20 protein-coding genes are annotated in these 22,062 nt (G+C 60.7%); 6 read left to right on the top strand and 14 right to left on the bottom strand.

Features of this window, described 5'->3' with window-relative positions; genetic code table 11:
* The 7 genes from ACA057_RS00180 to ACA057_RS00150 form a co-directional block, all read right to left on the bottom strand.
* A complete protein-coding gene (locus tag ACA057_RS00180; RefSeq protein ID WP_497345010.1) occupies positions 1 to 804 on the bottom strand; it encodes an ABC transporter ATP-binding protein in 804 nt (267 codons plus the stop codon).
* Positions 801 to 1,949, bottom strand: coding sequence for an ABC transporter permease (locus ACA057_RS00175; protein WP_497345008.1), 1,149 nt, complete (start codon positions 1,947 to 1,949; stop codon positions 801 to 803). The genes ACA057_RS00180 and ACA057_RS00175 overlap by 4 nt, the downstream gene beginning before the upstream one ends.
* Positions 1,950 to 2,003: 54 nt before the next feature.
* Positions 2,004 to 3,032 carry a DUF5924 family protein gene (locus ACA057_RS00170; RefSeq protein ID WP_497345006.1) on the bottom strand — a complete coding sequence of 343 codons (1,029 nt, stop codon included), beginning with the start codon at positions 3,030 to 3,032 and terminating at the stop codon, positions 2,004 to 2,006.
* Between the two features lie 221 nt (positions 3,033 to 3,253).
* Entirely contained in the window at positions 3,254 to 4,642 is a 1,389-nt protein-coding gene (locus tag ACA057_RS00165) for a M16 family metallopeptidase (RefSeq protein ID WP_497345004.1), read from the bottom strand.
* A gap of 166 nt (positions 4,643 to 4,808) precedes the next feature.
* A complete protein-coding gene (locus tag ACA057_RS00160) occupies positions 4,809 to 6,467 on the bottom strand; it encodes a Na/Pi cotransporter family protein (protein ID WP_497345002.1) in 1,659 nt (552 codons plus the stop codon).
* A 300-nt stretch (positions 6,468 to 6,767) separates the two neighbouring features.
* The gene (locus ACA057_RS00155) at positions 6,768 to 7,535 is read right to left on the bottom strand and encodes a TerC family protein (protein WP_497345000.1); all 768 of its coding nucleotides are present in this window, start codon (positions 7,533 to 7,535) and stop codon (positions 6,768 to 6,770) included.
* A gap of 85 nt (positions 7,536 to 7,620) precedes the next feature.
* Positions 7,621 to 8,928: a CitMHS family transporter gene (locus ACA057_RS00150; RefSeq protein WP_497344998.1), complete on the bottom strand. Its 1,308-nt coding sequence runs from the start codon at positions 8,926 to 8,928 to the stop codon at positions 7,621 to 7,623.
* 353 nt (positions 8,929 to 9,281) lie between these two features.
* Here ACA057_RS00150 and ACA057_RS00145 point away from each other — a divergent pair, with 353 nt between their 5' ends.
* A complete protein-coding gene (locus ACA057_RS00145) occupies positions 9,282 to 9,683 on the top strand; it encodes a GFA family protein (protein WP_497344996.1) in 402 nt (133 codons plus the stop codon).
* On the opposite strand, the gene ACA057_RS00140 is transcribed toward ACA057_RS00145, so the two are convergent.
* Positions 9,684 to 10,010 (bottom strand): DOPA 4,5-dioxygenase family protein, encoded by a 327-nt coding sequence (locus ACA057_RS00140; protein ID WP_497344994.1) that lies wholly within the window; start codon positions 10,008 to 10,010, stop codon positions 9,684 to 9,686.
* An 84-nt stretch (positions 10,011 to 10,094) separates the two neighbouring features.
* On the opposite strand from ACA057_RS00140, the gene ACA057_RS00135 reads away from it, so the two are divergent.
* Positions 10,095 to 10,760, top strand: coding sequence for an NAD(P)-dependent oxidoreductase (locus ACA057_RS00135; RefSeq protein ID WP_497344992.1), 666 nt, complete (start codon positions 10,095 to 10,097; stop codon positions 10,758 to 10,760).
* Positions 10,761 to 10,765: 5 nt separating this feature from the next.
* On the opposite strand, the gene ACA057_RS00130 is transcribed toward ACA057_RS00135, so the two are convergent.
* Positions 10,766 to 11,716: a choline sulfate utilization transcriptional regulator gene (locus ACA057_RS00130; protein WP_497344990.1), complete on the bottom strand. Its 951-nt coding sequence runs from the start codon at positions 11,714 to 11,716 to the stop codon at positions 10,766 to 10,768.
* Positions 11,717 to 11,830: 114 nt separating this feature from the next.
* Here ACA057_RS00130 and betC point away from each other — a divergent pair, with 114 nt between their 5' ends.
* From betC to ACA057_RS00115, 3 genes are all read left to right on the top strand, one after another.
* Positions 11,831 to 13,345, top strand: a complete 1,515-nt coding sequence (gene betC, locus ACA057_RS00125) for a choline-sulfatase (protein WP_497344988.1) — start codon at positions 11,831 to 11,833, stop codon at positions 13,343 to 13,345.
* A gap of 16 nt (positions 13,346 to 13,361) precedes the next feature.
* Positions 13,362 to 14,282 (top strand): choline ABC transporter substrate-binding protein, encoded by a 921-nt coding sequence (gene choX / locus ACA057_RS00120; protein WP_497344986.1) that lies wholly within the window; start codon positions 13,362 to 13,364, stop codon positions 14,280 to 14,282.
* A 142-nt stretch (positions 14,283 to 14,424) separates the two neighbouring features.
* Positions 14,425 to 15,993: a SulP family inorganic anion transporter gene (locus ACA057_RS00115; protein WP_497344984.1), complete on the top strand. Its 1,569-nt coding sequence runs from the start codon at positions 14,425 to 14,427 to the stop codon at positions 15,991 to 15,993.
* A gap of 87 nt (positions 15,994 to 16,080) precedes the next feature.
* Here the strand turns inward: ACA057_RS00115 and aroE are convergent, their stop codons facing one another.
* Positions 16,081 to 16,902 carry a shikimate dehydrogenase gene (gene aroE, locus ACA057_RS00110; RefSeq protein WP_497344982.1) on the bottom strand — a complete coding sequence of 274 codons (822 nt, stop codon included), beginning with the start codon at positions 16,900 to 16,902 and terminating at the stop codon, positions 16,081 to 16,083.
* A gap of 13 nt (positions 16,903 to 16,915) precedes the next feature.
* Positions 16,916 to 17,830, bottom strand: a complete 915-nt coding sequence (gene hemF, locus ACA057_RS00105; RefSeq protein WP_497344980.1) for an oxygen-dependent coproporphyrinogen oxidase — start codon at positions 17,828 to 17,830, stop codon at positions 16,916 to 16,918.
* A gap of 177 nt (positions 17,831 to 18,007) precedes the next feature.
* Here hemF and ACA057_RS00100 point away from each other — a divergent pair, with 177 nt between their 5' ends.
* Positions 18,008 to 18,985 (top strand): NADPH:quinone reductase, encoded by a 978-nt coding sequence (locus ACA057_RS00100; RefSeq protein ID WP_497344978.1) that lies wholly within the window; start codon positions 18,008 to 18,010, stop codon positions 18,983 to 18,985.
* Positions 18,986 to 19,097: 112 nt separating this feature from the next.
* Here the strand turns inward: ACA057_RS00100 and tsaC are convergent, their stop codons facing one another.
* From tsaC to ACA057_RS00085, 3 genes are all read right to left on the bottom strand, one after another.
* Positions 19,098 to 19,655: an L-threonylcarbamoyladenylate synthase type 1 TsaC gene (gene tsaC / locus ACA057_RS00095; RefSeq protein ID WP_497344976.1), complete on the bottom strand. Its 558-nt coding sequence runs from the start codon at positions 19,653 to 19,655 to the stop codon at positions 19,098 to 19,100.
* A 54-nt stretch (positions 19,656 to 19,709) separates the two neighbouring features.
* On the bottom strand, positions 19,710 to 20,816 hold the full coding sequence (gene dprA / locus ACA057_RS00090; protein ID WP_497344974.1) for a DNA-processing protein DprA: 1,107 nt from the start codon (positions 20,814 to 20,816) through the stop codon (positions 19,710 to 19,712).
* A gap of 80 nt (positions 20,817 to 20,896) precedes the next feature.
* Positions 20,897 to 21,922, bottom strand: a complete 1,026-nt coding sequence (locus ACA057_RS00085) for a LysM peptidoglycan-binding domain-containing protein (protein ID WP_497344972.1) — start codon at positions 21,920 to 21,922, stop codon at positions 20,897 to 20,899.
* Positions 21,923 to 22,062: the final 140 nt, after the last annotated feature.

Below are 22,062 nucleotides of genomic sequence, written 5' to 3'. Positions count from 1 at the left end.
TCAGACCTCGTTGAGCTGTTGAGCGGCCGTCAGCGCCGCGCGGCCGCGAGGGCCATGGAAGTATTCGTGAATCCACGCGTCGTCGGTTTCCGAGACCTTGTCGATGGCGTCCGCCACCAGCACTTTTTTCTGCGCCAGCACCGCCACCCGGTCGGTGATGGTGTACAGCGTGTCGAGGTCGTGGGTCACCAGAAACACGCTCAGGCCCAAGGCATCGCGCAGGGTCAGGATCAGTTGATCGAACGCTGCGGCGCCGATCGGATCGAGGCCGGCGGTGGGTTCATCGAGAAACAGAATGTCCGGGTCCAGCGCCAGCGCCCGGGCCAGGGCCGCACGCTTGATCATGCCGCCGGACAGCGAAGCGGGGTACTTGTCTGCCGCCGACAGCGGCAAGCCGGCCAGGGCCATTTTCACCGCCGCCAGATGCTCGGCATCGTTGCGGCTCAAACCGGCGTGTTCGATCAGGGGCAGGGCGACGTTTTCGGTGACGGTCAGCGAAGAAAACAGCGCGCCTTTCTGGAACAGCACGCCGAACCGTCGTTCGACCATCGAGCGCTCGTGCTCGGACAGCGTCGGCAAGTTTTTGCCAAAGACCTTCACCAGCCCTTCGCTGGGCTGCCGCAAGCCGACGATGCTGCGCAGCAACACCGATTTGCCGCTGCCGGAACCGCCGACCACGGCGAGGATTTCGCCCTTGTACAAATCCAGATCGAGGTTCTCGTGCACGCTCTGGCGACCAAAGCGATTGCACAGCCCACGGACTTCGATCACCGCCTCGGCGGGCGCTCGGGGTAGACGACTCACCAGCCCATCTCCATGAAAAACAGCGCGGCCACGGCGTCGAGCACGATCACCACGAAAATCGACTGGACCACGCTCGACGTGGTGTGCGCGCCCACGGACTCGGCGCTGCCACTGACCTTGAAGCCTTCAAGACAGCCGATCGCGGCGATCAGGAACGCGAAGATCGGCGCTTTGACGATCCCCACCAGAAAGTGTTGAACGCCGATGTCGGTTTGCAGCAGCGAGAGGAACATCGCCGGCGAGATACCCAGCGACACGGCGCAGACCACGCCACCGCCGATAATTCCCGAGACCATCGCCAGGAAGGTCAGCATCGGCAGCGCCACCAGCAACGCCAGCACGCGCGGCACCACCAGCAATTCCATCGGGTCCAGGCCCAGGGTGCGGATCGCGTCGATTTCTTCGTTGGCCTTCATCGAGCCGATCTGCGCCGTAAACGCACTGGCGGTACGGCCGGCCATCAGGATCGCGGTCAGCAACACGCCGAATTCGCGCAGGAAGGAGAAGGCGACAAGGTCCACGGTGAAGATGCTCGCACCGAAACTGGCGAGCACCGTCGCCCCGAGGAACGCCACCACCGCGCCCACCAGAAAGGTCAGCAGGGCGACGATGGGCGCGGCGTCGAGGCCGGTCTGTTCGATGTGCGCGACCATCGGCGTGATGCGCCAGCGCTTGGGGCGAAACAGCCCACGGGCGATGGTTTCGAGGATCAGGCCGACGAAACCCAGCAGTTGCAAGGTGTCCTGCCAAACCGCGTCGACCGCGCGGCCGATGCGGGTCAGCAGTTGAATGCCGACACTGATTTCCGGTTCCTTGATCGGTACGCAGAAGTCGGTGAGCGAACAGTAGACGGTCTGCAACAAGGCGCGGTCGGCAGAGGACAGTGTGCAATCGGGATGTTCGGCGGAGCGCCCCAAACGCTCGGAACCGAGCAACTCCACCAGTAACGAGGCGCCGGCGGTGTCGAGTGCGCCGAGGCCGTTGAGGTCGATGTGGGTGCTGTCGGTGTATTGACCGTGGAGCGTTTCGCTCAGGTGCTTGAGGTCGGCGTAGTGGGCAAGCGTCCAGTCACCCGTGACCCGCAGTTGAGCAGGGGAGTGAGAGGTGTCTAGCTGGGCATTGCCGGCGATTGTGCTGCTGGTCATAAGCTCCGTGCTTGTTCGGCTACTACGCAGATCTACGTAATAGCACGAACCGCATTACTTTTCTTTGATCGGCGTGCTGTCCTTGACCTTGAAGCGCAACACACCGATCACCTGACCGTCTTCGGTGAGCACGCGAACCTGCCATTTGCCGACGGGGTTGCCGGGGAAATTGGTTTTGTGGGTCCAGGCCCGGTAGCCTTCCTTGCGCCCGCCGTGGATGTCCAGCGGGATGCGGTCGACCTCTTTGCCGTTGAACTTCCACACGTGATAGATCCGCTCGTCCAGGCCGCGCGGGGCGTTGATCGCGGTGTAGGCGTACAGCCCGTCACCCCGGATCTGTTCGACGCTGACTTCATCCAGACTCTTGCCCGGCGTGCGGTCCTGCAGTTGCGTGCTGATCGCCACGTCGGTCATCCACAGCGTCGCGGGCGGCACCCACGAGCGCAGCACCCAGCCGAGGGCGCCGATGCCCAGGGTGATGCTGAGAATCGCCAAGGCGTTGCGCACGGTGCGGATCGGGAAGATCGACGCCAGGCTCGGGAACGACAGCAGCACGGCGATGCCCAGGGCCAGTTTGAAACTCTGCGAGGTGGTCAGGTGCAGGATGACGGGCAGGGCGGTCAGCAGCGCGGCGAACAGTGTCAGCGTGTGCAACGCGAGGAACGCCCAGCGCCGTGGCGCCAGCCATTTGTAGTAGAGCGGGTCGACGATGGAAATCAGTGCGGCAATGCCCAACAGCCCGGTGAAAAACAGTTGGCCGCTGTTCCAGGTGGTGGTGATGAAAAAGAACGGCAGGACGAAGAACAGGCTTTCCTGGTGAATCATCTGCGTGGCGTAACGCAGCAGGGGCCGGGGAATTTCGCGTTTGAAGATTCTGGCGAACAGCTTGGTCAGGCTGTTTTCCAGCATCAGCCAGATCCAGCTGAGCACCATGATGATGGTGATCCAGGTCGCCAGGCCTTGCTGGCGATCCACCAGAATGAAACTGCCGACCCCGGAAATGAAACCACCGAGCGCAATGACCCCCGGATAGCGCTTCATCAATTCCAGGATGCGCTGGACGTACAGGGTCAGGGTAGGCATTCGGCGGTTCGCACTAGTCGTAGGAAAAAATCCTCGACAGAGTACCGCTGGCAAAGCGGTGTGGCGAGGGGCTGCACTCCAATCACAAACCCGTGTAGCAGCTGCCGAAGGCTGCGTTCGGCTGCGCAGCAGTCGTAAATCCGTTTTGTCAGATATACCTGACGGACCGCGTTGAATGGCTATACGACTGCTTCGCAGCCGAACGCAGCCTTCGGCAGCTGCTACACGGTTCGTGGTGCTTTGCGATGGATGCGCCAGGCCAATAGCCCGAGCACAATCAAAGCGAACACCCCGACAATCGCCCACAGCAGCTGGTCATAACTCATCAACGGCTTCTCGATTCGCAAATACCCCGGTTGCAGAAGCAACTCGCGCATCGCTTTGTTGGCTTCGTCCAGTGTCACGCCTTGCAGTTCCCTGGCAGGGTCGGCGAAGCGGCCGTCCTCGTAGTCGCCAATGGCGCCCCAGTAGTAATCGGCCAGCGCGCTGTTGCCCTGCACGGCCCAGGCCTGGCGGGCGATGGCGGCCTGCTTGAGGCGGTTGAAGGTGTCGACATTGAGACCGTCCTTGAGCAACCCGGCCTTCAAGTCATCCAGCACACTTTCAGCCTCGGTCACGTCGTCGCGCTCAAGGTCGGCGTTCAGGCTCATGAAGCCGACGCCACCGAATACCTCGCGTTCGGCCCAGGGGCCGTAGGACAAACCATGCGCGAGTCGCAACTGGCGATAGAGCGCCCAGTCCAGATAGTCCTTGAGCAGGTCGAAGGTTTCGTCGTGCTGGTCTTCCAGCACCGGTTCCGGCACCAGCCAGTGCAACTTGGCGCCGCCGCCGACGAACCCATGGATCAGGCTGCGCTCATGGGCGGCGCTGGCCTTGATTTCCGGCAGGGGCAGGTGCTCGGTGGGATCGATCGCCTGAAGCGCGCCATAGGCCCGTTCCAGATAGGCCGGCAGCACCCGTTCGAGATCACCCACCACGATCAGCGTCATGTTGTTCGGCGCGTACCAGTCCTGGCGCACCTTTTCCAGTTGCTCGCGGGTGAGGTGCTCGACTTGTGCGCGCTCGGGGCATTTGAGGCCCAGTTCCACCGCCAGCTGGTTACTCGCCGAGTGGCCCAGGTCCTGGCGGTCCAGCCAGCGTTGCAGGTGCGAGTAATGACCACCGTCCTCGCGCTCGACCACTTGCTTGGCGGCATTGATCGCGTTGTCGTCGAATCGGGTCTGGGTCAGCAGCGCCAGCAACAGGTCGAGCACCTTGCGCTGGTTTTTCGCCGGGGCTTCGATGACGAACGTGGTGTCGGCGTTGCTGGTGTAGGCGTTCCACTCGCCGCCCAAGGCTTGCATGCGCTCTTCCAGGCCACCTTCGCCGCTGGCGTCGATGCCGCTGAACAGCAAGTGTTCGAGCAGGTGCGGCAGCTCTTTATCGGCGCAGCTGAAATCATCCAGGCCGACGCCGACCACCAGACGAATCGCCACATGCCCGCGCTCGGTGCCCGGTTTGAGCAGCATTTGCAGGCCGTTGGGCAGCGTATAGCCCTCGACCTGGAAGCGATCCAGGGCAAACGAAGGCAAGGAACCCAGCAACAGACAGGCGAACAACAGACAACGCATAGCAAGCTTCCAGGCAACCAATCGGAGATCCGTGTCGTCAGTCAGGCCGCCATCGCGAGCAGGCTCGCTCCCACAGTGGAATGCGTTTCGACTGTGGGAGCGAGCCTGCTCGCGATGGCGGCCTTGAGGCTGCACAATGTTACTGACTGACCACACTGCCAGACGTTCAAGGCGAATGTGTGATGTCAGCCAAATCGTCAACGGCCAGCGCGCCGGTATCGGACGTTTCCAGCACCACATAAGCACTGCTGCAGAACAGCGAGTTCAGACGCTTCATGTCGGCGATCAACTCCAGGTGCAGCGAACTGGTCTCGATACTTTGCACGATCTTACGTTGCAATCGGCTGACATGAGCGTGGGCCAGGCGGCGTTCCTGTGCGCGAAAGCGACGTTTCTCACGCAGCAACTGACGGGCACTTTCCTTGTCGGCACTGAGGAACACCGACAACCCGAGGCGCAGGTTGGAGATCAACTGGCCTTGCAGTCCCGCCAATTCTTCCAGGCCGACCTGGGAAAACGACCGGCGTTGCGAGGTTTTCTGCTGCTGGACCTTGCGCAGCATGCGTTCGATCAAGTCGCTGGCCAGTTTGAGGTTGATCGCCAGTTCGATGATTTCCGCCCAACGGCGGCTGTCCTGATCGCTGAGGTCTTCCCGGGGCATTTGCGCCAGATAGAGTTTGATCGCGCTATAGAGCGCTTCGACATCATCGGTCAGGCGACGCATTTCCTGGGTCACGGCGGTTTGCTTGCCGTGCAGCACATCGAGCATGGCTTCGAGCATGTTGTCGATCAGGTCGCCCATGCGCAGGGTTTCCCGCGCGGCATTGGCCAACGCCAGGCTGGGCGTGACCAACGCGGTGGGATCAAGGTGACGGGGTTTGGCCATGCCGTTGACTTGCGGGCGCTCCGGCAACACCCATGCGCAAAACCTGGCCATCGGCCCGACGCTCGGCAGCAAGATCAGGCAGCGAGCAGTGTTGTAGAGCAGGTGGAAGCCGATGACCATTTCCTGAGGGCTGAAATCCAGGCTGTCGATCCAGTGCACCAACGGGTCGAGCACCGGAATGATCAGCAGCAGGCCGATCAGCTTGTACAGCAGGCTGCCCAACGCCACTTGGCGGCCGGCGGCGTTCTGCATGCTGGTGCTGAGGAAGGCGAGCACGCCGCTGCCAATGTTGGCGCCAATCACCAGGCCGATGGCCACGGGCAGACTGATCACGGCGGCGCCGGCCAGGGTCGCGGTCAGCAGGACGGCCGCCAGGCTCGAGTAGGAAACCATCGCGAACAGCGCGCCGACCAAGGCATCGAGCAGGATGTCGCCGGTCAGTGAGGCAAATATCACCTTCACACCTTGCGCATGCGTGATCGGTGCCGCGGCCTCGACGATCAATTGCAGCGCCAGAATGATCAGCCCCAGGCCGATGCTGACACGGCCCAGCTGGCCCAGGCGGGTCTGCTTGCGGGACAGGAAGAAAATCACCCCGAGAAAGATCAGCAGCGGCGACAGCCACGACAGGTCGAAGGTCAGCACCCGCGCCATCAGTGCGGTACCAACGTCCGCGCCGAGCATGGTCGCCAGGGCGGGCGTCAGCGCCATCAGGCCTTGACCGACAAAGGAGGTGACGAGCATGGCGGTGGCGTTGCTGCTCTGGACCATCGCCGTCACGACGATCCCGGAAATGAACGCCAGCCAGCGCCTGGACATGTTCTGGGCGATCACGTGGCGCAGGTTGGAACCGTAGACCCGCAAGATGCCGGTTCGGACAATGTGCGTGCCCCAAATCAACAAGGCCACGGCAGATAATAAATTGAGCAGGGTGAGCATGCAGGCCCCCTGTGGTGGTAGCGCCCCAAAGGGGCAAGTTGACGGTGCCGCGCGACGTTCTACGTTCTGTACTTAAGCTGTAGTTGGCTAACGGTCTGGGCGCCAGCATCGCATAGCTAAAGAAGTGATTGAAACAAAACTGTCATGAAAACAGCTTCTTCGCCGAGACTGAAAACCAATGTGGGAGCGGGCTTGCCCGCGAAAGCGTGGTATCAGGCAACATTGATGTCGTCTGATACTCCGTCTTCGCGAGCAAGCCCGCTCCCACAGGTTTTGCGTATTATTTGAAGGACAGGCGGCTTATTGCCCTGGAATGTCCTTGCGCAGTTTCACCGGATCCTGCTGCTTCTTCTTTTTCGCCATCGCGGTGCGCAACTTGATGTTGATCGCTTCCACGGCCAGCGAGAACGCCATGGCGAAGTAGACGTAGCCTTTCGGTACGTGAACGTCCAGGGATTCGGCAATCAGCACGGTACCGACGATCAACAGGAACGACAGCGCCAGCATCTTCAGCGACGGGTGCTTGTCGATGAACTCGCTGATGGTGCCCGAAGCCCACATCATCACCAGCACCGCAACGATAATCGCCGCGACCATGACCGGGACGTGGGACACCATGCCCACCGCGGTGATGACCGAGTCCAGCGAGAACACGATGTCGATGATTGCGATCTGAATGATGGTGTAGAGGAAGTTACCGCCCTTGCCGCTCGGCTCCTCGTTGGTTTCATCTTCGCCTTCCAGCGCGTGGTACATCTCTTGCGAGCTCTTCCACAGCAGGAACAGACCACCGAAGAACAGGATCAGGTCACGCCCGGAAATACCCTGGCCGAACACTTCGAACAGGTCCGCGGTGAGGCGCATGACCCAAGTGATCGACAGCAACAACAGAATCCGCGTGATCATCGCCAGCGCCAGGCCGAAAATCCGGGTGCGCTGTTGCATGTGCTTGGGCATGCGGCTGACCAGGATCGAGATCATGATGATGTTGTCGATGCCCAGGACGATCTCCAGGGCGGTCAGGGTGAAGAAGGCAACCCAGATTTCAGGGTTGGTCAGCCATTCCATGTGTATTCCTTTGAGCGAGTGTTAAACCACGAAGGGCCCGGGCTTCAAATAGCAAAGCCTGGACCCGTCATGGTGAGTCTTGGGCTTATAGAGTGCTGAACATCGGAAAAATCCCCATCAGCAACGCGGCGACCAGTATGCACATGCACACCAGCACTGCCCACTTCAGGGTGAAGCGCTGGTGATCACCGAAATCGATACCGGCCAGGGCCACCAACAAGTAAGTCGATGGTACCAGCGGGCTCAACAAGTGGACGGGCTGACCGACGATCGAGGCACGTGCCATTTCAACCGCGGTTATACCGTAGTGGCTGGCTGCTTCGGCAAGTACCGGTAACACGCCGTAATAAAATGCATCATTCGACATGAAGAAGGTGAACGGCATGCTCACCAGCGCCGTGATCACGGCCAGGTACGGGCCGAGGAAATCCGGGATCACCGCCAACAGGCTTTTCGACATCGCATCGACCATACCGGTGCCCGTCAGGATACCGGTGAAGATACCGGCCGCGAAGATCAAGCCGACCACTGCCAGCACGCTACCGGCGTGGGCCGCGACGCGATCCTTCTGCTGTTGCAGGCAAGGATAGTTGACGATCATCGCGATACTGAACGCCACCATGAACAGCACTGGCAGCGGCAACAGGCCGGCGATCAGGGTGCACATCAGCGCCAGGGTCAGCGCGCCGTTGAACCAGATCAGATTCGGACGACGGGCATCCGGGAACTGCGAAACACTGATTTCGCTGTGATCGACTTCATCGCCCACCAGGTGCAGTTCGCCGAGGCGTGCACGCTCACGTTTACCGTAGAAGTAGGCAATCGCCAGGATCGCCACCACGCCGGCCAGCATCGCCGGAATCATCGGCACGAAAATATCGGACGGGTCCACATGCAGCGCACTGGCCGCACGGGCGGTCGGGCCACCCCACGGGGTCATGTTCATCACGCCACCGGCGAGGATGATCAGGCCGGCCATGATCCGCGGGCTCATGCCGATACGGCTGTAGAGCGGCAGCATGGCGGCCACGCAGATCATGTAAGTGGTTGCGCCGTCACCATCGAGGGAAACGACGAGCGCCAGCACGGCGGTGCCGACCGACACCTTCAACGGGTCGCCCTTGACCAGTTTGAGGATCTTGCGCACGGCCGGGTCGAACAGGCCGGAGTCGATCATCAGGGCGAAATACAGAATGGCGAACATCAGCATCACACCGGTCGGCGCGAGCTTGGTGATGCCTTCGAGCATCATCGGGCCGATTTTCGGGGCAAAACCGCCGAACAGGGCGAAAATGATCGGGATGATGATCAGGGCGATCAGCGCGGACAGGCGCTTGGTCATGATCAGGAACATGAACGTGATGACCATGGCGAAGCCAAGGAAAGTCAGCATGGGAATACTCCAGGCATAGCGCGGCTAGGGAATGGGCGAACCGGGTGGGTCAGCGCAGAACGGGAAGCGCGAGGCGTATGGGCGGAGTGGCGGCGAAGCGGCGGGTTGCAAAGGACATCAGGATCACCATTGTTGTTGTTAAATGGACCGGGCGAGCAATCAAACACTCGCTTTGGCCAACCGGTCTGTTGCCGGCAGTGAGGGCGATCCTAATCGGGGAAGCTTTCACCCAGCTTTCGCTGGTGAAAGCATTGACCGGAAGTACAACCGGTCGTCGGACCGGCAAACCGAGTTGCGGCCTTCGCGAGCCTGCTCGCGAAGGCGTCGGAACAGACGCATCAGGAGGAAACAGAATGGCCGAATTTCATACCGGCGGCTGCCACTGCGGGCAACTGCGCTATCAATTCAACGGCCCGTTGCGCGACATCGCCCACTGCCATTGCTCGATTTGCCGGCGGGTCAGCGGCGGGATCGTCACGACCTGGATCACCGTGCCGTTGTCGACCTTTGAATGGATGAAAGGAACACCCGCGCAGTACGACTCTTCATCAAGCTGCGTTCGCTATTTCTGTCCGAACTGTGGCGCGCAGCTGGCGCTGATCACACGCCTCAGTCCCGAAACCATCGATGTGACCATCGCCACCCTCGATCACCCGGAACTGGCGCCGGCCGAACGCCACATCTGGACGGACAGCCGTTTACCCTGGCTGCACCTCGACGAGCACTTGCCGGGCGAAGCCGAAGAAAGCATCTGATCAGAAAATAGACAGATTCAACGGTCGGATCGCGCCCATCCAGATCGCATGCTCGGTGTGATCGAGCAGATCGTTACCGGTGTCCGGGTGCAGAAACACCACCAGACCTTTGCGATTGAGCGCCAGCCACGGCAGTACGTCGCCAATGTATTGCGGCTCGAACGCCAGTTGGCAGCTCCAGTCGGGGTGCGGACCCACCGGGCGTTCGTGTACGCGGCCCATCTTCAGCGGGAACAATTGCGCAGCTTGCTCGCACAAGGCTCGCGCCTGATCGAGGGTGCTGGCGTTAAAATAGACATGGGCGTGGTAGCCCTTGATCGCTTGCATCTGAAACCCTCTAAAAACCCGGTCGAACCGTCACCGTTTCCCATTGGTCACACGCCATATACGCAGGAAAGAACGGAGCCAGCCATGAAAAATGCCGAAACGCCAGTGGTGAAAGTGGTGCTTTATGGTGCCATGAGTAGCTTGGGCAGTGCGCTGATGGCTGAAATGCTGCGGCGCCAACATGAAGTGATCGCGATTCTCGATGACCTGACAGCGCTGGCGCCGCGCCCGGGTTTGCGGGCCAAGACCGGCGATTTGTTTGATGCCGAACGTGTGAAGCAAAGCGTGGCAGGCAGCTCGGCGGTTATTTGCCTGCTGGACGCGCCCGGCTTGCCGTTCAACAGCGAGCATGTGGAAAAAACCATCGTTCCGGGCCCGGTCGAACAGGTGCTGGCCGTGGATGCGCTGATCGAGGGCATGCAGGCGGCGGGCATTGCCCGACTGTTTCTGGTGGGGGATTTCGAGTTGCTGGACGATCCGGAAATAGAGGACCAGTTACAGCGCCACGCCGCCGAGGAAATCCGCGAAGCCCTGCAAAGCAGCACCTTGCATTGGACCCTGGTGAACGCACCGCGCGGGGTGCCGGGGCTGACGATCGAGCATTTCAGCCATGTCAGCAGCAGCCTGGAGCCGGGCCTGGCCGAACCGCTCGAGCGGTTGAATCGCGTCGCGGTGGGGATTGCCGATGAGCTGCGGTTGAACCTGCACGTCGGTGAGCACGTGAATTTTGTGGCGACTTCAGAACCGTAAAGCTTTCATACCGCAATCGAAGGCAACGGCAGACCATTGAGCGATTGCGCACTGCTCGCCTGCTCGGCCATCAACCAATCGACAAACTGTTGAATCAACGCCCCGCGCCGTTTGCGCTGGGGCAACACCACGTAATAGCCCAGCCTGGACATCACCGTTTCAGCAATCGGCCGACACAGCAAACCTTGCGCCAGCAAGTTATCCACAAGGTGCCGCCAGCCGATTGCCACGCCTTGGCCGCCAATCGCCGCTTGAATCAACAATGTGTAATTGTCGAAGCGCAACTGGCCCGGTGCGGGTGCAGAAGTTATCCCCAACTCACGAAATACACCGCTCCAGTCGAACCAGTTGCTGCTGTTTTCCCCGCGCAGGTGAAGCAAGGGGAATTCCAGCAATGACTGAGCCGACATGGGCAGGGGACGGTCTTTCAACAGCAGCGGACTGCACACCGGAAACACTTCTTCACTGAACAGCCAGTGGCTTTCGCCCTGCTTGAATCGGCCATCGCCGAACAACACCGCCACGTCGATGTCGGTGCGCAGCATATTAAGGCTGCGTTCGCTGGTGACCAGGCTGACGTCAACTTGCGGATTGGCGGCATGAAAGCGATGCAGACGCGGCATCAGCCAGTACGCGGCGAAGGCGAAATCGGTGGCGACCTGCAGCACCTCATGTTGATGTTGCGCGCTGATCGCACTCAATCCTGCGTCGATATTCTGCAAACCGAGCTGAACCTGCTCGAAAAGAATCGTCCCGGCCTCGGTCAATTCAATGCCGCGATAGATACGGTCGAACAGCCGTGTGCCCAGTTGTTCTTCCAACCGCTTGATCTGCTGGCTGATCGCCGGTTGCGTCGTGCCGAGCTCCACCGCAGCCGCCGTGAAGCTGCGCTGACGGGCGGCGGCTTCGAAAGCACGAAGCAAATCCAGAGACAAATCACCAAGGGCATCATACATAAGCTGTGCTTATCCTAGTCATTGCCGCGCATGGGCTTTACCACAAAAGGCATGGGCTACATGCTCGATCGCAGCACTCTCGCATAAATATTCACTATGGAATGCCGCGATCACATGAAGCGCAAGAATATTCTTTTCATCATGGCCGATCAGATGGCCGCGCCAATGTTGCCGTTCTACGGCCCTTCGCCCATCAAATTGCCTAATCTCAGCCGCCTCGCCGCCGAAGGCGTGGTGTTCGACGCCGCTTATTGCAACAGCCCACTGTGCGCGCCGTCGCGTTTCACCCTGGTCAGCGGTCAGCTGCCGAGCAAAATCGGCGCCTACGACAACGCCGCCGATTTCCCCGCCGATGTTCCGACTTATGCCCATTACTTGCGTCGACTCGGTTACCGCACCGCGCTGTCGGGCAAGATGCACTTTTGCGGCCCCGATCAGTTGCACGGCTATGAAGAACGCCTGACAAGCGACATTTATCCGGCCGATTACGGTTGGTCAGTGAACTGGGACGATCCCGATGTGCGTCCGACTTGGTACCACAACATGTCGTCGGTGCTGCAAGCCGGGCCATGCGTGCGTACCAATCAGTTGGATTTTGATGAAGAGGTGGTGTTCAAGGCGCAACAGTATCTGTTCGACCATATCCGCGAGGATGGCGATCAGCCGTTCTGCCTGACCGTCTCGATGACTCACCCACACGACCCGTACACGATTCCCAAGGCTTTTTGGGATATGTACGACGACGCGGATATCCCGTTGCCCGAAACGCCGGCACAGGCCGATCTCGATCCGCATTCCCAGCGTTTACTGAAGGTTTACGACCTGTGGGATAAACCGCTGCCTGTGGATAAGATTCGTGATGCGCGACGAGCGTACTTCGGAGCCTGCAGCTATATCGACAGCAACGTCGGCAAACTCCTGCAAACACTCGAAGATACCGGGCTGATCGACGACACCATCATCGTCTTCTCCGGCGACCACGGCGACATGCTGGGCGAACGCGGGCTCTGGTACAAAATGCACTGGTACGAGATGGCCGCCCGTGTGCCCCTGTTGATAAGTGCTCCGGGGCAATTCGGCGCAGGCCGGGTCAGTGCCGCGGTGTCTACCGCCGACTTGTTACCGACCTTCGTCGAATTGGCCGGTGGCTCGCTGGAGCCGGGCTTGCCGCTGGACGGTCGTTCTCTGGTTTCGCACCTGCAAGGGCAGGGCGGTCACGATGAAGTGTTCGGCGAATACATGGCCGAAGGCACTATCAGCCCGCTGATGATGATCCGACGCGGCGCTTACAAATTCATCTACAGCGAAGACGACCCTTGCCTACTCTTCGATGTACACAATGATCCGCGCGAACAGGAAGAACTCAGCCATTCGCCGCAACATCGGCAGCTTTTCGAGGATTTTCTCGCCGAAGCACGGGCTAAATGGGATATTCCAGCCATTCATAAACAGGTGCTCGCCAGCCAGCGGCGCCGACGTTTCGTTGCCGATGCGTTGACCCTCGGCAAGCTGAAGAGCTGGGATCACCAGCCGCTGGTGGACGCCAGTCAGCAGTACATGCGCAACCACATCGACCTCGACGATCTGGAGCGAAAAGCACGTTATCCACAACCCTGCCAAAACCAATAATGTTAAGGGGAAGTCCATGCAAAGGTTATCCACAGTACTGACGGTCGGGCTGCTCGCTCTGGGCAGTGCATCGGCGTATGCCGATCAGAGCTGCGAAACGGTGAAAATGGCCGATCCCGGCTGGAGTGACATCGCCGCGACCAACGCCATCACCGGGTTTCTGCTGGACGGCATGGGCTACAAGGCCAAAGTTGACACCCTGGCGGTGCCGATTACTTTTGGCGGGCTCAAGGATGGCCAGGTTGATGTGTTCCTGGGTAACTGGATGCCGGCGCAGCAGGGCTTCTACGACAAGTTCGTGGCCACGGGCGATGTCACTCAATTGGCCAAGAATCTCGACGGCACCGAATTCACCCTGGCGGTCCCGGACTACGTCTGGGACGCGGGTGTGCATAACTTTGCCGACCTGAACAAATACGCCGACAAGTTCGACAAAAAGATTTACGGCATCGGCTCCGGCGCCCCGGCGAATATTTCGCTGCAAGAGATCATCAAGAAGAACGATTTCGACATGGGCCAGTGGAAACTGGTTGAGTCCAGTGAGCAGGCAATGCTGGCCGAAGTGTCTCGCGCGGTGAAAAAACAGAAGTTCGTGACCTTCCTCGGCTGGACGCCGCACCCGATGAACGTGCAACTGAAAATGCATTACCTGAAGGGCGGCGAGAAGTACTTCGGCGATACCGGCAGCGTGCATACCCTGACTCGCAAAGGTTATGCACAGGCCTGCCCCAATGTTGGCAAGCTGCTGACCAACCTGAGCTTCACCCAGGAGATGGAGAACAGCATCATGGCCGAGGTGGTGAACAAGAAGGTCAGCAATGCCGATGCGGCCAAGGCGTGGATCAAGGCCAATCCGGCGGTGCTGGATAAATGGCTGGATGGCGTGAAGACCTTGGATGGGAAGGATGCATTGCCGGCGGTCAAGGCCAAGCTCTAACCAACCCTTGTAGGAGCGAGGCTTGCCCGCGAAGGCGTCTTTGAGTACGCCAAAAGCTTCGCGGGCAAGCCTCGCTCCTACAAAAGGAAGGAATCGTCGTCTGTCCTGCTACCCTTGCACAAAATCCCACCCGAGAGGACTCATGGCCTTCCCCAGCCGCCATACACTCTTCCCATTCCTCGCCTGGTTACCCCGGCAGACCCGCGCCAGCGTCGGTCGTGACTTGATCGTCGGCCTGAGCGGCGCGATTCTCGCGTTGCCGCAGTCCATTGCCTACGCCCTGATCGCCGGTCTCCCACCGGAATATGGCCTGTACGCCGCGATCATCCCGGTACTGATCGCTTGCCTCTGGGGCTCGTCGTGGCATCTGATCTGTGGTCCGACAGCAGCCATTTCCATCGTCCTCTACGCCAGTGTCAGTCCTCTGGCCATTCCCGCGTCAGAGGACTACGTCACCCTGATCCTTTTGCTGACGCTGCTCGCCGGTATATTCCAGTGGCTGTTGGGTTTGCTGCGGTTCGGCGCCCTGGTGAATTTCGTTTCTCACTCGGTGGTGCTGGGGTTCACCCTCGGCGCGGCGGTGGTGATTGCCATCGGCCAATTGCCCAACCTGCTGGGGCTGGACTTGCCGAACCAGGCCACCGCGCTGGACAGTTTTCTGATGGTGTTCAGGCATCTCGGCGCAGTGGATAAACCTTCGCTGTTGCTGGGACTGGCCACCGTCGTGGTGGGCGTGATCCTGAAATTACTGCTGCCACGCTGGCCGACGCTCTTGATGACCCTGGTGTTGAGCGGGCTGCTGGTCTGGTTCTGGCCATCGATGTTCGGTCACGTGAAACTGGTCAGCGCGTTTGTCGGGCGCTTGCCACCCTTCAGTCCGTTGCCGCTGGATCTGGACCTGATCCTGCGTCTGTTGCCCAGTGCGGTAGCGGTCGGGATGCTCGGGCTGGTGACGAGTCTGTCGATCGCCCGTTCTTTGTCGGCCCGTTCGCAGCAACTGCTCGACGCCAATCAGGAAGTCCGCGCTCAGGGATTATCGAACATGGTCGGTGCGTTTTTTTCCGGCTCCTTGTCAGCCGGTTCTTTCACCCGCTCGGGCCTGAGTTATGAAGCGGGGGCCTGCTCACCGATGGCCGGGGTTTTTTCGGCATTGTGGGTGGCGTTGTTCGCCATCTTCGGTGCGAATCTGATCGCACACATTCCGATCCCCGCGATGGCCGGGAGCATTCTGTTGATCGCCTGGGGCTTGGTGGACCATCGCGGCATTCGCGCGTTGTTGCGGGTCAGCCGCGCCGAGTTCCTGGTCATGGCGCTGACCTGTGTCGCCACGCTGTTGCTGGAATTGCAAACGGCGATCTATGCCGGCGTGCTGGCGTCGCTGTTCTTCTACCTCAAGCGCACCTCGCAACCACGGGTGCAGCATTGGCGCGACGGGGATGAAGACATTCTGCGGGTCGGCGGCTCGATTTTTTTCGGCGCCAGCCATTACCTGCAAGTGCGCCTGCAACGGATGCACGGCGCCCGAGTGGTGATCGAGGCGCAGCAGATCAACTTCATCGACTATTCAGGGGTGGAGATGCTGCACCAGGAAGCGCGACGGCTGCTGCGGCAGGATCGCAGCTTGACCCTGCGCGGGGCGAGGCCGCCGGTGGTGGAAGAGTTGCGGAAGCTGGAAGGCGCAGAGAAATGCCCGATCCGTTTCGAAGACTAAAACACCGCCCCTGTAGGAGCGAGGCTTGCCCGCGAAGGCGTCCTCAGGTACGCCAAAAGCTTCGCGGGCAAGCCTCGCTCCAAGGTTTTATGCGGTCAGTTGGCGGCGGAGTTCGGCCAGTACCGGCGCGGTATCCGGGCGCACACCACGCCACAGATAAAACGCCTCAGCCGCTTGCTCGGCCAACATCCCCAACCCGTCCATCGACACCGCCGCCCCATGCTCGCTGGCCCAACGGCAGAACGAGGTCGGTTCCTTGCCGTACATCATGTCGTAGCACACCGTCTTGCCCGGCTCGATCAAGCTGCTGGCAATCGGCGGTACTTCGCCTGTCAGGCTCGCGGAGGTCGCGTTGATGATCAGGTCCACCGACTCCCGCAACCAGTCGAAACCACTGGCCGACACCGGGCCCAGGTCAGAAAACAATTCCGCCAGCAACTCGGCTTTTTCCACCGTGCGGTTGGCGATGATCACCGACGCCGGCTGTTCCGCCAGCAGCGGCTCCAGTACACCGCGCACCGCGCCGCCGGCACCCAGCAGCAGAATGCGTTTGCCCTTGAGGCTGAAACCGGCGTTGACCGTCAGGTCCCGCACCAACCCGGCGCCATCGGTGTTGTCACCCAGCAGACTGCCATCGGCCTGTTTGCTCAAGGTGTTCACCGCACCAGCCCGCTGCGCCCGCGGCGTCAGGCTGTTCGCCAGGCGATAGGCCTCTTCCTTGAACGGCACCGTCACGTTCGCCCCGCGCCCCTCAAGGAAAAAAGCCCGGGCAAAGTCGGAAAAGTCGTCAAGCGGCGCCAGCGAAGTGCTGTAGTCCAATGCCTGAGCGGTTTGCTCGGCGAACAGACGATGAATCAGCGGCGACTTGCTGTGGCCAATTGGGTTACCAAATACGACGTAACGGTCCATCGGGATTCCTCGTTCAGGCCTCGGACAACCAATCGCGGTCTTGCAGGAAGTACTCGGTCAGCCGTGCTTCTTCGCTGCCCGGCTCGGCTTTCCAGTCATAGCTCCAGCGTACTTGCGGCGGCAGGGACATGAGGATCGACTCGGTACGTCCGCCCGATTGCAGGCCGAACAGCGTGCCACGGTCGTAGACCAGGTTGAACTCGACGTAGCGGCCACGGCGGAATTCCTGGAATTCGCGCTGCTTGGCGCTGAACGCCTCGTTCTTGCGGCGCTGCACAATCGGCAGGTAGGCGTCGATGTAGGCGTCACCGATGGCGCGCATGAACGCGAAGCTGGTGTCGAAATCCCACTCGTTCAAGTCATCGAAAAACAGGCCACCGATGCCCCGTGGCTCGTGGCGATGCTTGATGTGGAAGTAGCTGTCGCACCATGCCTTGTAGCGCGAGTAGACGTCCGGACCGAACGGCGCGCAGGCCTGTTCGGCGACACGGTGCCAATGCACGCAGTCCTCGACGTTGCCGTAATAAGGGGTCAGGTCGAAGCCGCCGCCGAACCACCAGACCGGTTCTTCACCTTCTTTTTCAGCGATGAAAAAACGCACGTTGGCGTGGGAAGTCGGCACGTGCGGGTTGTGCGGGTGGATCACCAGCGAAACACCCAGCGCTTCGAAGCCACGCCCGGCCAGTTCTGGCCGATGGGCGCTGGCGGACGGTGGGAGACCGCTGCCAAACACGTGGGAAAAGTTGACGCCGCCCTTTTCGATAACCGTGCCGTTTTCGATCACCCGCGTGCGACCGCCACCGCCAGCAGGCCGGGTCCAGGCGTCTTCGACGAAACGCGTGCCGCCGTCCTCGGCTTCCAGGGCAGCGCAAATGCGGTCTTGCAGGTCGAGCAGGTAGGCTTTTACGGCCTCGGTGCGGGTAGTCATGGCATCACCTTGAATCGGGCAAAGCTACGCGGCGCCATTGAAGCAGGGGGCCGGCGCAAATGGGCGCGTAGCATAACATCGCAGGTCGACGCTTCGCAGTTGACGAAGATCAAGGTTAGGCGTTCGATAGGGCGCTTCGTCTTATGTCCCAAGAAACATGACCCAAGGAGTAGGCAGATGGCTAAGCGTATCCAGTTCCGCGCCCACGGCGGCCCCGAAGTGCTCGAGTATGTTGATTACCAACCCGCCGAGCCCGGCCCGCAGCAGGTACGCGTGACCAACAAGGCCATCGGCCTGAACTTCATCGACACCTATTTCCGCAGTGGCCTCTATCCGCTCCCGGCCTTGCCATCGGGCCTGGGCTCGGAAGGCGCGGGCGTGGTCGAGGCGGTCGGCAGTGAAGTCACCCGCTTCAAAGTCGGCGACCGCGTGGCGTATGGCAGCGGACCGTTGGGCGCCTACAGCGATGTTCACGTCTTGCCGGAAGCCAATCTGGTGCTTCTGCCGGACGCCATCAGCTTCGAACAAGCGGCCGGGGTAATGCTCAAGGGCCTGACCGTGCAGTACCTGTTGCGTCAGACCTATGAGCTGAAGGGTAGCGAAACCATCCTGTTCCACGCCGCCGCCGGCGGTGTCGGTTCGCTGGCCTGCCAATGGGCCAAGGCCTTGGGCGTGAAGCTGATCGGCACCGTCAGTTCGCCGGAGAAAGCCGCGCTGGCCAAGGCCAATGGCGCCTGGGCGACCATCGATTACAGCCATGAAAACGTCGCACAACGGGTGCTGGAATTGACTGACGGGAAAAAAGTCCCGGTGGTGTACGACGGGGTGGGCAAAGACACCTGGCTGACGTCGCTCGATAGCGTTTCGCCGCGTGGCTTGGTGGTGAGTTTTGGTAACGCCTCGGGGGCGGTGGAGGGGGTGAATCTGGGGATTTTGTCGGCGAAGGGTTCGCTGTACGTGACCCGGCCGACCCTGGCGACCTATGCCAACAACGCTGAAAACCTGCAGCGTATGGCGGATGAGCTGTTTGAGATGATCATCAGCGGCAAGCTGAAGGTGGATATCAGCCACAAGTATCCACTGGCTGACGCGGCGAAGGCGCAGACCGAGTTGTCGGCGCGGCGCACGACTGGCTCGACGGTTCTATTGCCTTAACCTTTGCGGCGACTGTTCGGGCCTCATCGCGGGCAAGCCCGCTCCCACAGTTTTTGTGTACGACACATAACCTGTGGGAGCGGGCTTGCCCGCGATTGGGGTCACCTCGGAATTAGTCCGGGCGCAAAACCTTGCCCGTCGCCACGTCGCGAATCACGCTCGGGTTCTTGCGCCCACCCAGATTCCCGCCCAACACCAAATCAAGCTGCCCACGGAAATACTGCTCGATGCGAATCCGTGACCGCGCTGCCGGCCGGCCCTGTGGGTTGGCGGACGTCGAGACCAACGGCCCGACCAACGCACACAAATCCCGCACCTGCGGGTGATCGCTGACCCGCAACGCCACCGTTTCATGCACCCCGGTGATCCATTGCGGCAACAGATTCTGGTGCGGCACCAGCCAGGTATTCGGCCCCGGCCAAGTGCTGGCCATACGGTCCATCCACAGCTCCGGGAAGTCTTCGAAGAGGAAGTCGAACTGGCGGATGTTGTCGGCGACCAGAATCAGGCCCTTTTCCACAGACCGACCTTTGATCATCAGCAAACGATCCACCGCCTCTTCGTCCCACGGGTCGCACCCCAGGCCCCAGACAGCTTCGGTTGGGTAGGCAATCACCGCGCCTGCGCGAATGGCTCGTGCGGCTTGTTGCACACGCCAACTGTTAACCATGAAAAACTCTCCGGAATAAGGCTCTGCGCAGTTTACCGATGTTCATTATAAAACCTAGCTTACCCGCGCAAACCAGCGCCCATTTTCGCAGACTGCCCGGCCCTCCATTTCCAGCTCCGTCAACGCCGCCAGCACTTTCGGCAAGGTCCAGCCACTGCTGTCGGCCAGCGCTTCACTGGTGTGAGGCGCCGCATGGAGCAGCGACAGCAGCGGGTGGCTCGTCACGGCCGGCGTCGCCTCTGTGGATAACGGCAGCCGTTGCCAACCGCGCAAGGCTTCGAGGATGTGCTCGATGGTCTCCACCAATACCGCACCGTCGCGAATCAACTGATGACAACCACGGGCACCGGGGTGATGGATCGATCCCGGAATCGCATACACCTCGCGACCTTGCTCCGCCGCCAACCTTGCCGTGATCAACGAACCGCTGGCGACACTGGCCTCGACCACCAGCACGCCGAGGGACAAACCGCTGATGATTCGGTTACGCCGTGGGAAGTTGCCGGCGCTGGGTCCGGCGTCCAGCGGGAACTCCGAAAGCACCGCGCTGCCCGACGCAATCATGGCGTCCGCCAGGCGTCGATTGCGCTGTGGATAAAACTTTTCAAGCCCCGTGCCAAGAACACCTACCGTTCGCCCGCCAACGTCCAAAGCCGCCTGGTGCGCGGCGGCATCGATGCCCAGGGCCAAACCGCTGGTAATTACAAAACCGGCACTGGCCAAACTGCGGGAAAAAGCGGCGGCGGTGTCCATGCCTGGCCGCGAGGCGCGACGGCTACCGACCATCGCCAATTGCGGTTTTTCCAGAATGCCCGGATCGCCCGCCACGAATAACAGCGGCGGTGCATCGCCGAGTTCTGCCAGCAGCGCCGGGTAGTCAGGCTGGTCCCACATCAGCAAATGCTGGCCCGAACGCTCTAGCCAGGCCAATGCGTGGCTCGCGCCATCACGGATTTCACTGGAGCGCCGGGCGTCGGAGCACGCGAGCGGCAAACCGAGCGCACGCCAGGCACTGGCCGGCGCGCTGATAGCGCTGGAGGCCGAGCCAAACGCCTCAAGCAATTTCTTGAAACGCGCCGGGCCGAGTTCCGGCAAGCGATGCAAACGTAAACGGGCTTCCAGTTCCGCGGGGGAAACCGGTGCAAATACAGGCAGTGACATGGATCATCCTTGATCGTTATGAGCCCCGTTCAAACGGGAATAAGCTGTGGATAACTCTGTTGGTAACTTGTGGAGCAGGTTTAAGGATTTCGCACCTTGTCCATCACCGCCAGGGACCGCGATGCGTTGAGTACCAAGCCGTAACTGAGTTTGTCGTAGGTACGGAACACCATCAGCAAGCCGGCACGCTCATCGGGAATTTTCAGCGGCTGGCCGGTGATCCGATCACGTACGGTTTCGCCGGTTTTCATCACCACCAACACGTTACCCTCGGCCAAGCCATCGCGCTGACCCTTGTTCAGCGTGACCACATCCATGGCGCCGATCTGGGTGACGCCGCGCGGCACGTCAATGATCAAGCCATTGATCTGGCTTTTGGGCGCACTGGGCATGAACGTGGAGTTGATCGAGCGCTCTTCACCGCTGAACAAACGGTCACCGAGGCGCACTTCCTGAGTGGTCCGTTGCAGCGCCAACGTCGCGACGTCGCCCTCGGAGGCGACAATTTCGCCACCGCCGATGTCGTCGGCGTTGATCCCCAAAAACTCTTTGCTGTCAGGATCGGTGTAGACCTTGCCCTGGCGGAAGATGCCGTAGACCGGTTGATTCGGGTCGAAATGGCCACGGGCGAAGATCCGGTCACCGGTGCCGCTGAGCACCCGTTCGGCATCGCCGGCGACGATGTAGGGCGCCTTGTCGAAATCCTCGACCTTGTCGACGATGCGGTTACTCAGCAGAAAGCTGTTGATCGATTGCAACGGAATGCTCGGGATGGCGTCGGCCACCGGGCTGCTGCGGATGCGCGGCGAGAGCTTGATGGTGCCCCGGGAAGCCCCGCGATTGAGGGTCAGGCGCGGCTGACCGTTGACGTAGACCAGCGACAGCTGGTCCCCGGGGTAGATCAGATTGGGGTTTTCGATCTGTGGATTGGCCTGCCAAAGGTCCGGCCATTTCCACGGTTCACGGAGGTATTTTCCCGAGATGTCCCAGAGTGTGTCCCCCGTGACCACGGTGTATTGCTGTGGAAAACCTTCCTTGAGTTGCACTTGCCCCTGCGCAAAACCGGCCGAGGCCAGAAGGAGCAAGGCGAGTAGTGATTTCCTCATGCGGTGAATCCCTTTATTATGTGCGTTCGCGTGAAACGCCAGAGCCCTCGTGGCTCGCTCCCCGCTCATTGCTGAAAAGGGCGCTACGTTTTACAACGGTAGCCGGCATCTTCGGACCCGCCAGGCCATCGACCCGACTT

It is taken from the genome of Pseudomonas sp. LBUM1661 (assembly GCF_059695925.1).
The sequence above is the reverse complement of the archived record's forward strand: the minus strand, read 5'-3'. Positions and strand labels throughout refer to the sequence as shown.

Bases quoted from the DNA above. Each gene is read 5' to 3' on its own strand.
- choX (WP_497344986.1), top strand. From the start codon at position 13,362: ATGCAAAGGTTATCCACAGTACTGACGGTCGGGCTGCTCGCTCTGGGC.
- ACA057_RS00155 (WP_497345000.1), bottom strand. From the start codon at position 7,535: ATGGAATGGCTGACCAACCCTGAAATCTGGGTTGCCTTCTTCACCCTG.
- ACA057_RS00085 (WP_497344972.1), bottom strand. From the start codon at position 21,922: ATGAGGAAATCACTACTCGCCTTGCTCCTTCTGGCCTCGGCCGGTTTT.
- hemF (WP_497344980.1), bottom strand. From the start codon at position 17,830: ATGACTACCCGCACCGAGGCCGTAAAAGCCTACCTGCTCGACCTGCAA.
- ACA057_RS00140 (WP_497344994.1), bottom strand. From the start codon at position 10,010: ATGCAAGCGATCAAGGGCTACCACGCCCATGTCTATTTTAACGCCAGC.
- ACA057_RS00135 (WP_497344992.1), top strand. From the start codon at position 10,095: ATGAAAAATGCCGAAACGCCAGTGGTGAAAGTGGTGCTTTATGGTGCC.
- ACA057_RS00130 (WP_497344990.1), bottom strand. From the start codon at position 11,716: ATGTATGATGCCCTTGGTGATTTGTCTCTGGATTTGCTTCGTGCTTTC.
- ACA057_RS00115 (WP_497344984.1), top strand. From the start codon at position 14,425: ATGGCCTTCCCCAGCCGCCATACACTCTTCCCATTCCTCGCCTGGTTA.
- aroE (WP_497344982.1), bottom strand. From the start codon at position 16,902: ATGGACCGTTACGTCGTATTTGGTAACCCAATTGGCCACAGCAAGTCG.
- ACA057_RS00175 (WP_497345008.1), bottom strand. From the start codon at position 1,949: ATGACCAGCAGCACAATCGCCGGCAATGCCCAGCTAGACACCTCTCAC.
- ACA057_RS00145 (WP_497344996.1), top strand. From the start codon at position 9,282: ATGGCCGAATTTCATACCGGCGGCTGCCACTGCGGGCAACTGCGCTAT.
- dprA (WP_497344974.1), bottom strand. From the start codon at position 20,816: ATGTCACTGCCTGTATTTGCACCGGTTTCCCCCGCGGAACTGGAAGCC.
- ACA057_RS00160 (WP_497345002.1), bottom strand. From the start codon at position 6,467: ATGCTCACCCTGCTCAATTTATTATCTGCCGTGGCCTTGTTGATTTGG.
- betC (WP_497344988.1), top strand. From the start codon at position 11,831: ATGAAGCGCAAGAATATTCTTTTCATCATGGCCGATCAGATGGCCGCG.
- tsaC (WP_497344976.1), bottom strand. From the start codon at position 19,655: ATGGTTAACAGTTGGCGTGTGCAACAAGCCGCACGAGCCATTCGCGCA.
- ACA057_RS00100 (WP_497344978.1), top strand. From the start codon at position 18,008: ATGGCTAAGCGTATCCAGTTCCGCGCCCACGGCGGCCCCGAAGTGCTC.
- ACA057_RS00150 (WP_497344998.1), bottom strand. From the start codon at position 8,928: ATGCTGACTTTCCTTGGCTTCGCCATGGTCATCACGTTCATGTTCCTG.
- ACA057_RS00170 (WP_497345006.1), bottom strand. From the start codon at position 3,032: ATGCCTACCCTGACCCTGTACGTCCAGCGCATCCTGGAATTGATGAAG.
- ACA057_RS00165 (WP_497345004.1), bottom strand. From the start codon at position 4,642: ATGCGTTGTCTGTTGTTCGCCTGTCTGTTGCTGGGTTCCTTGCCTTCG.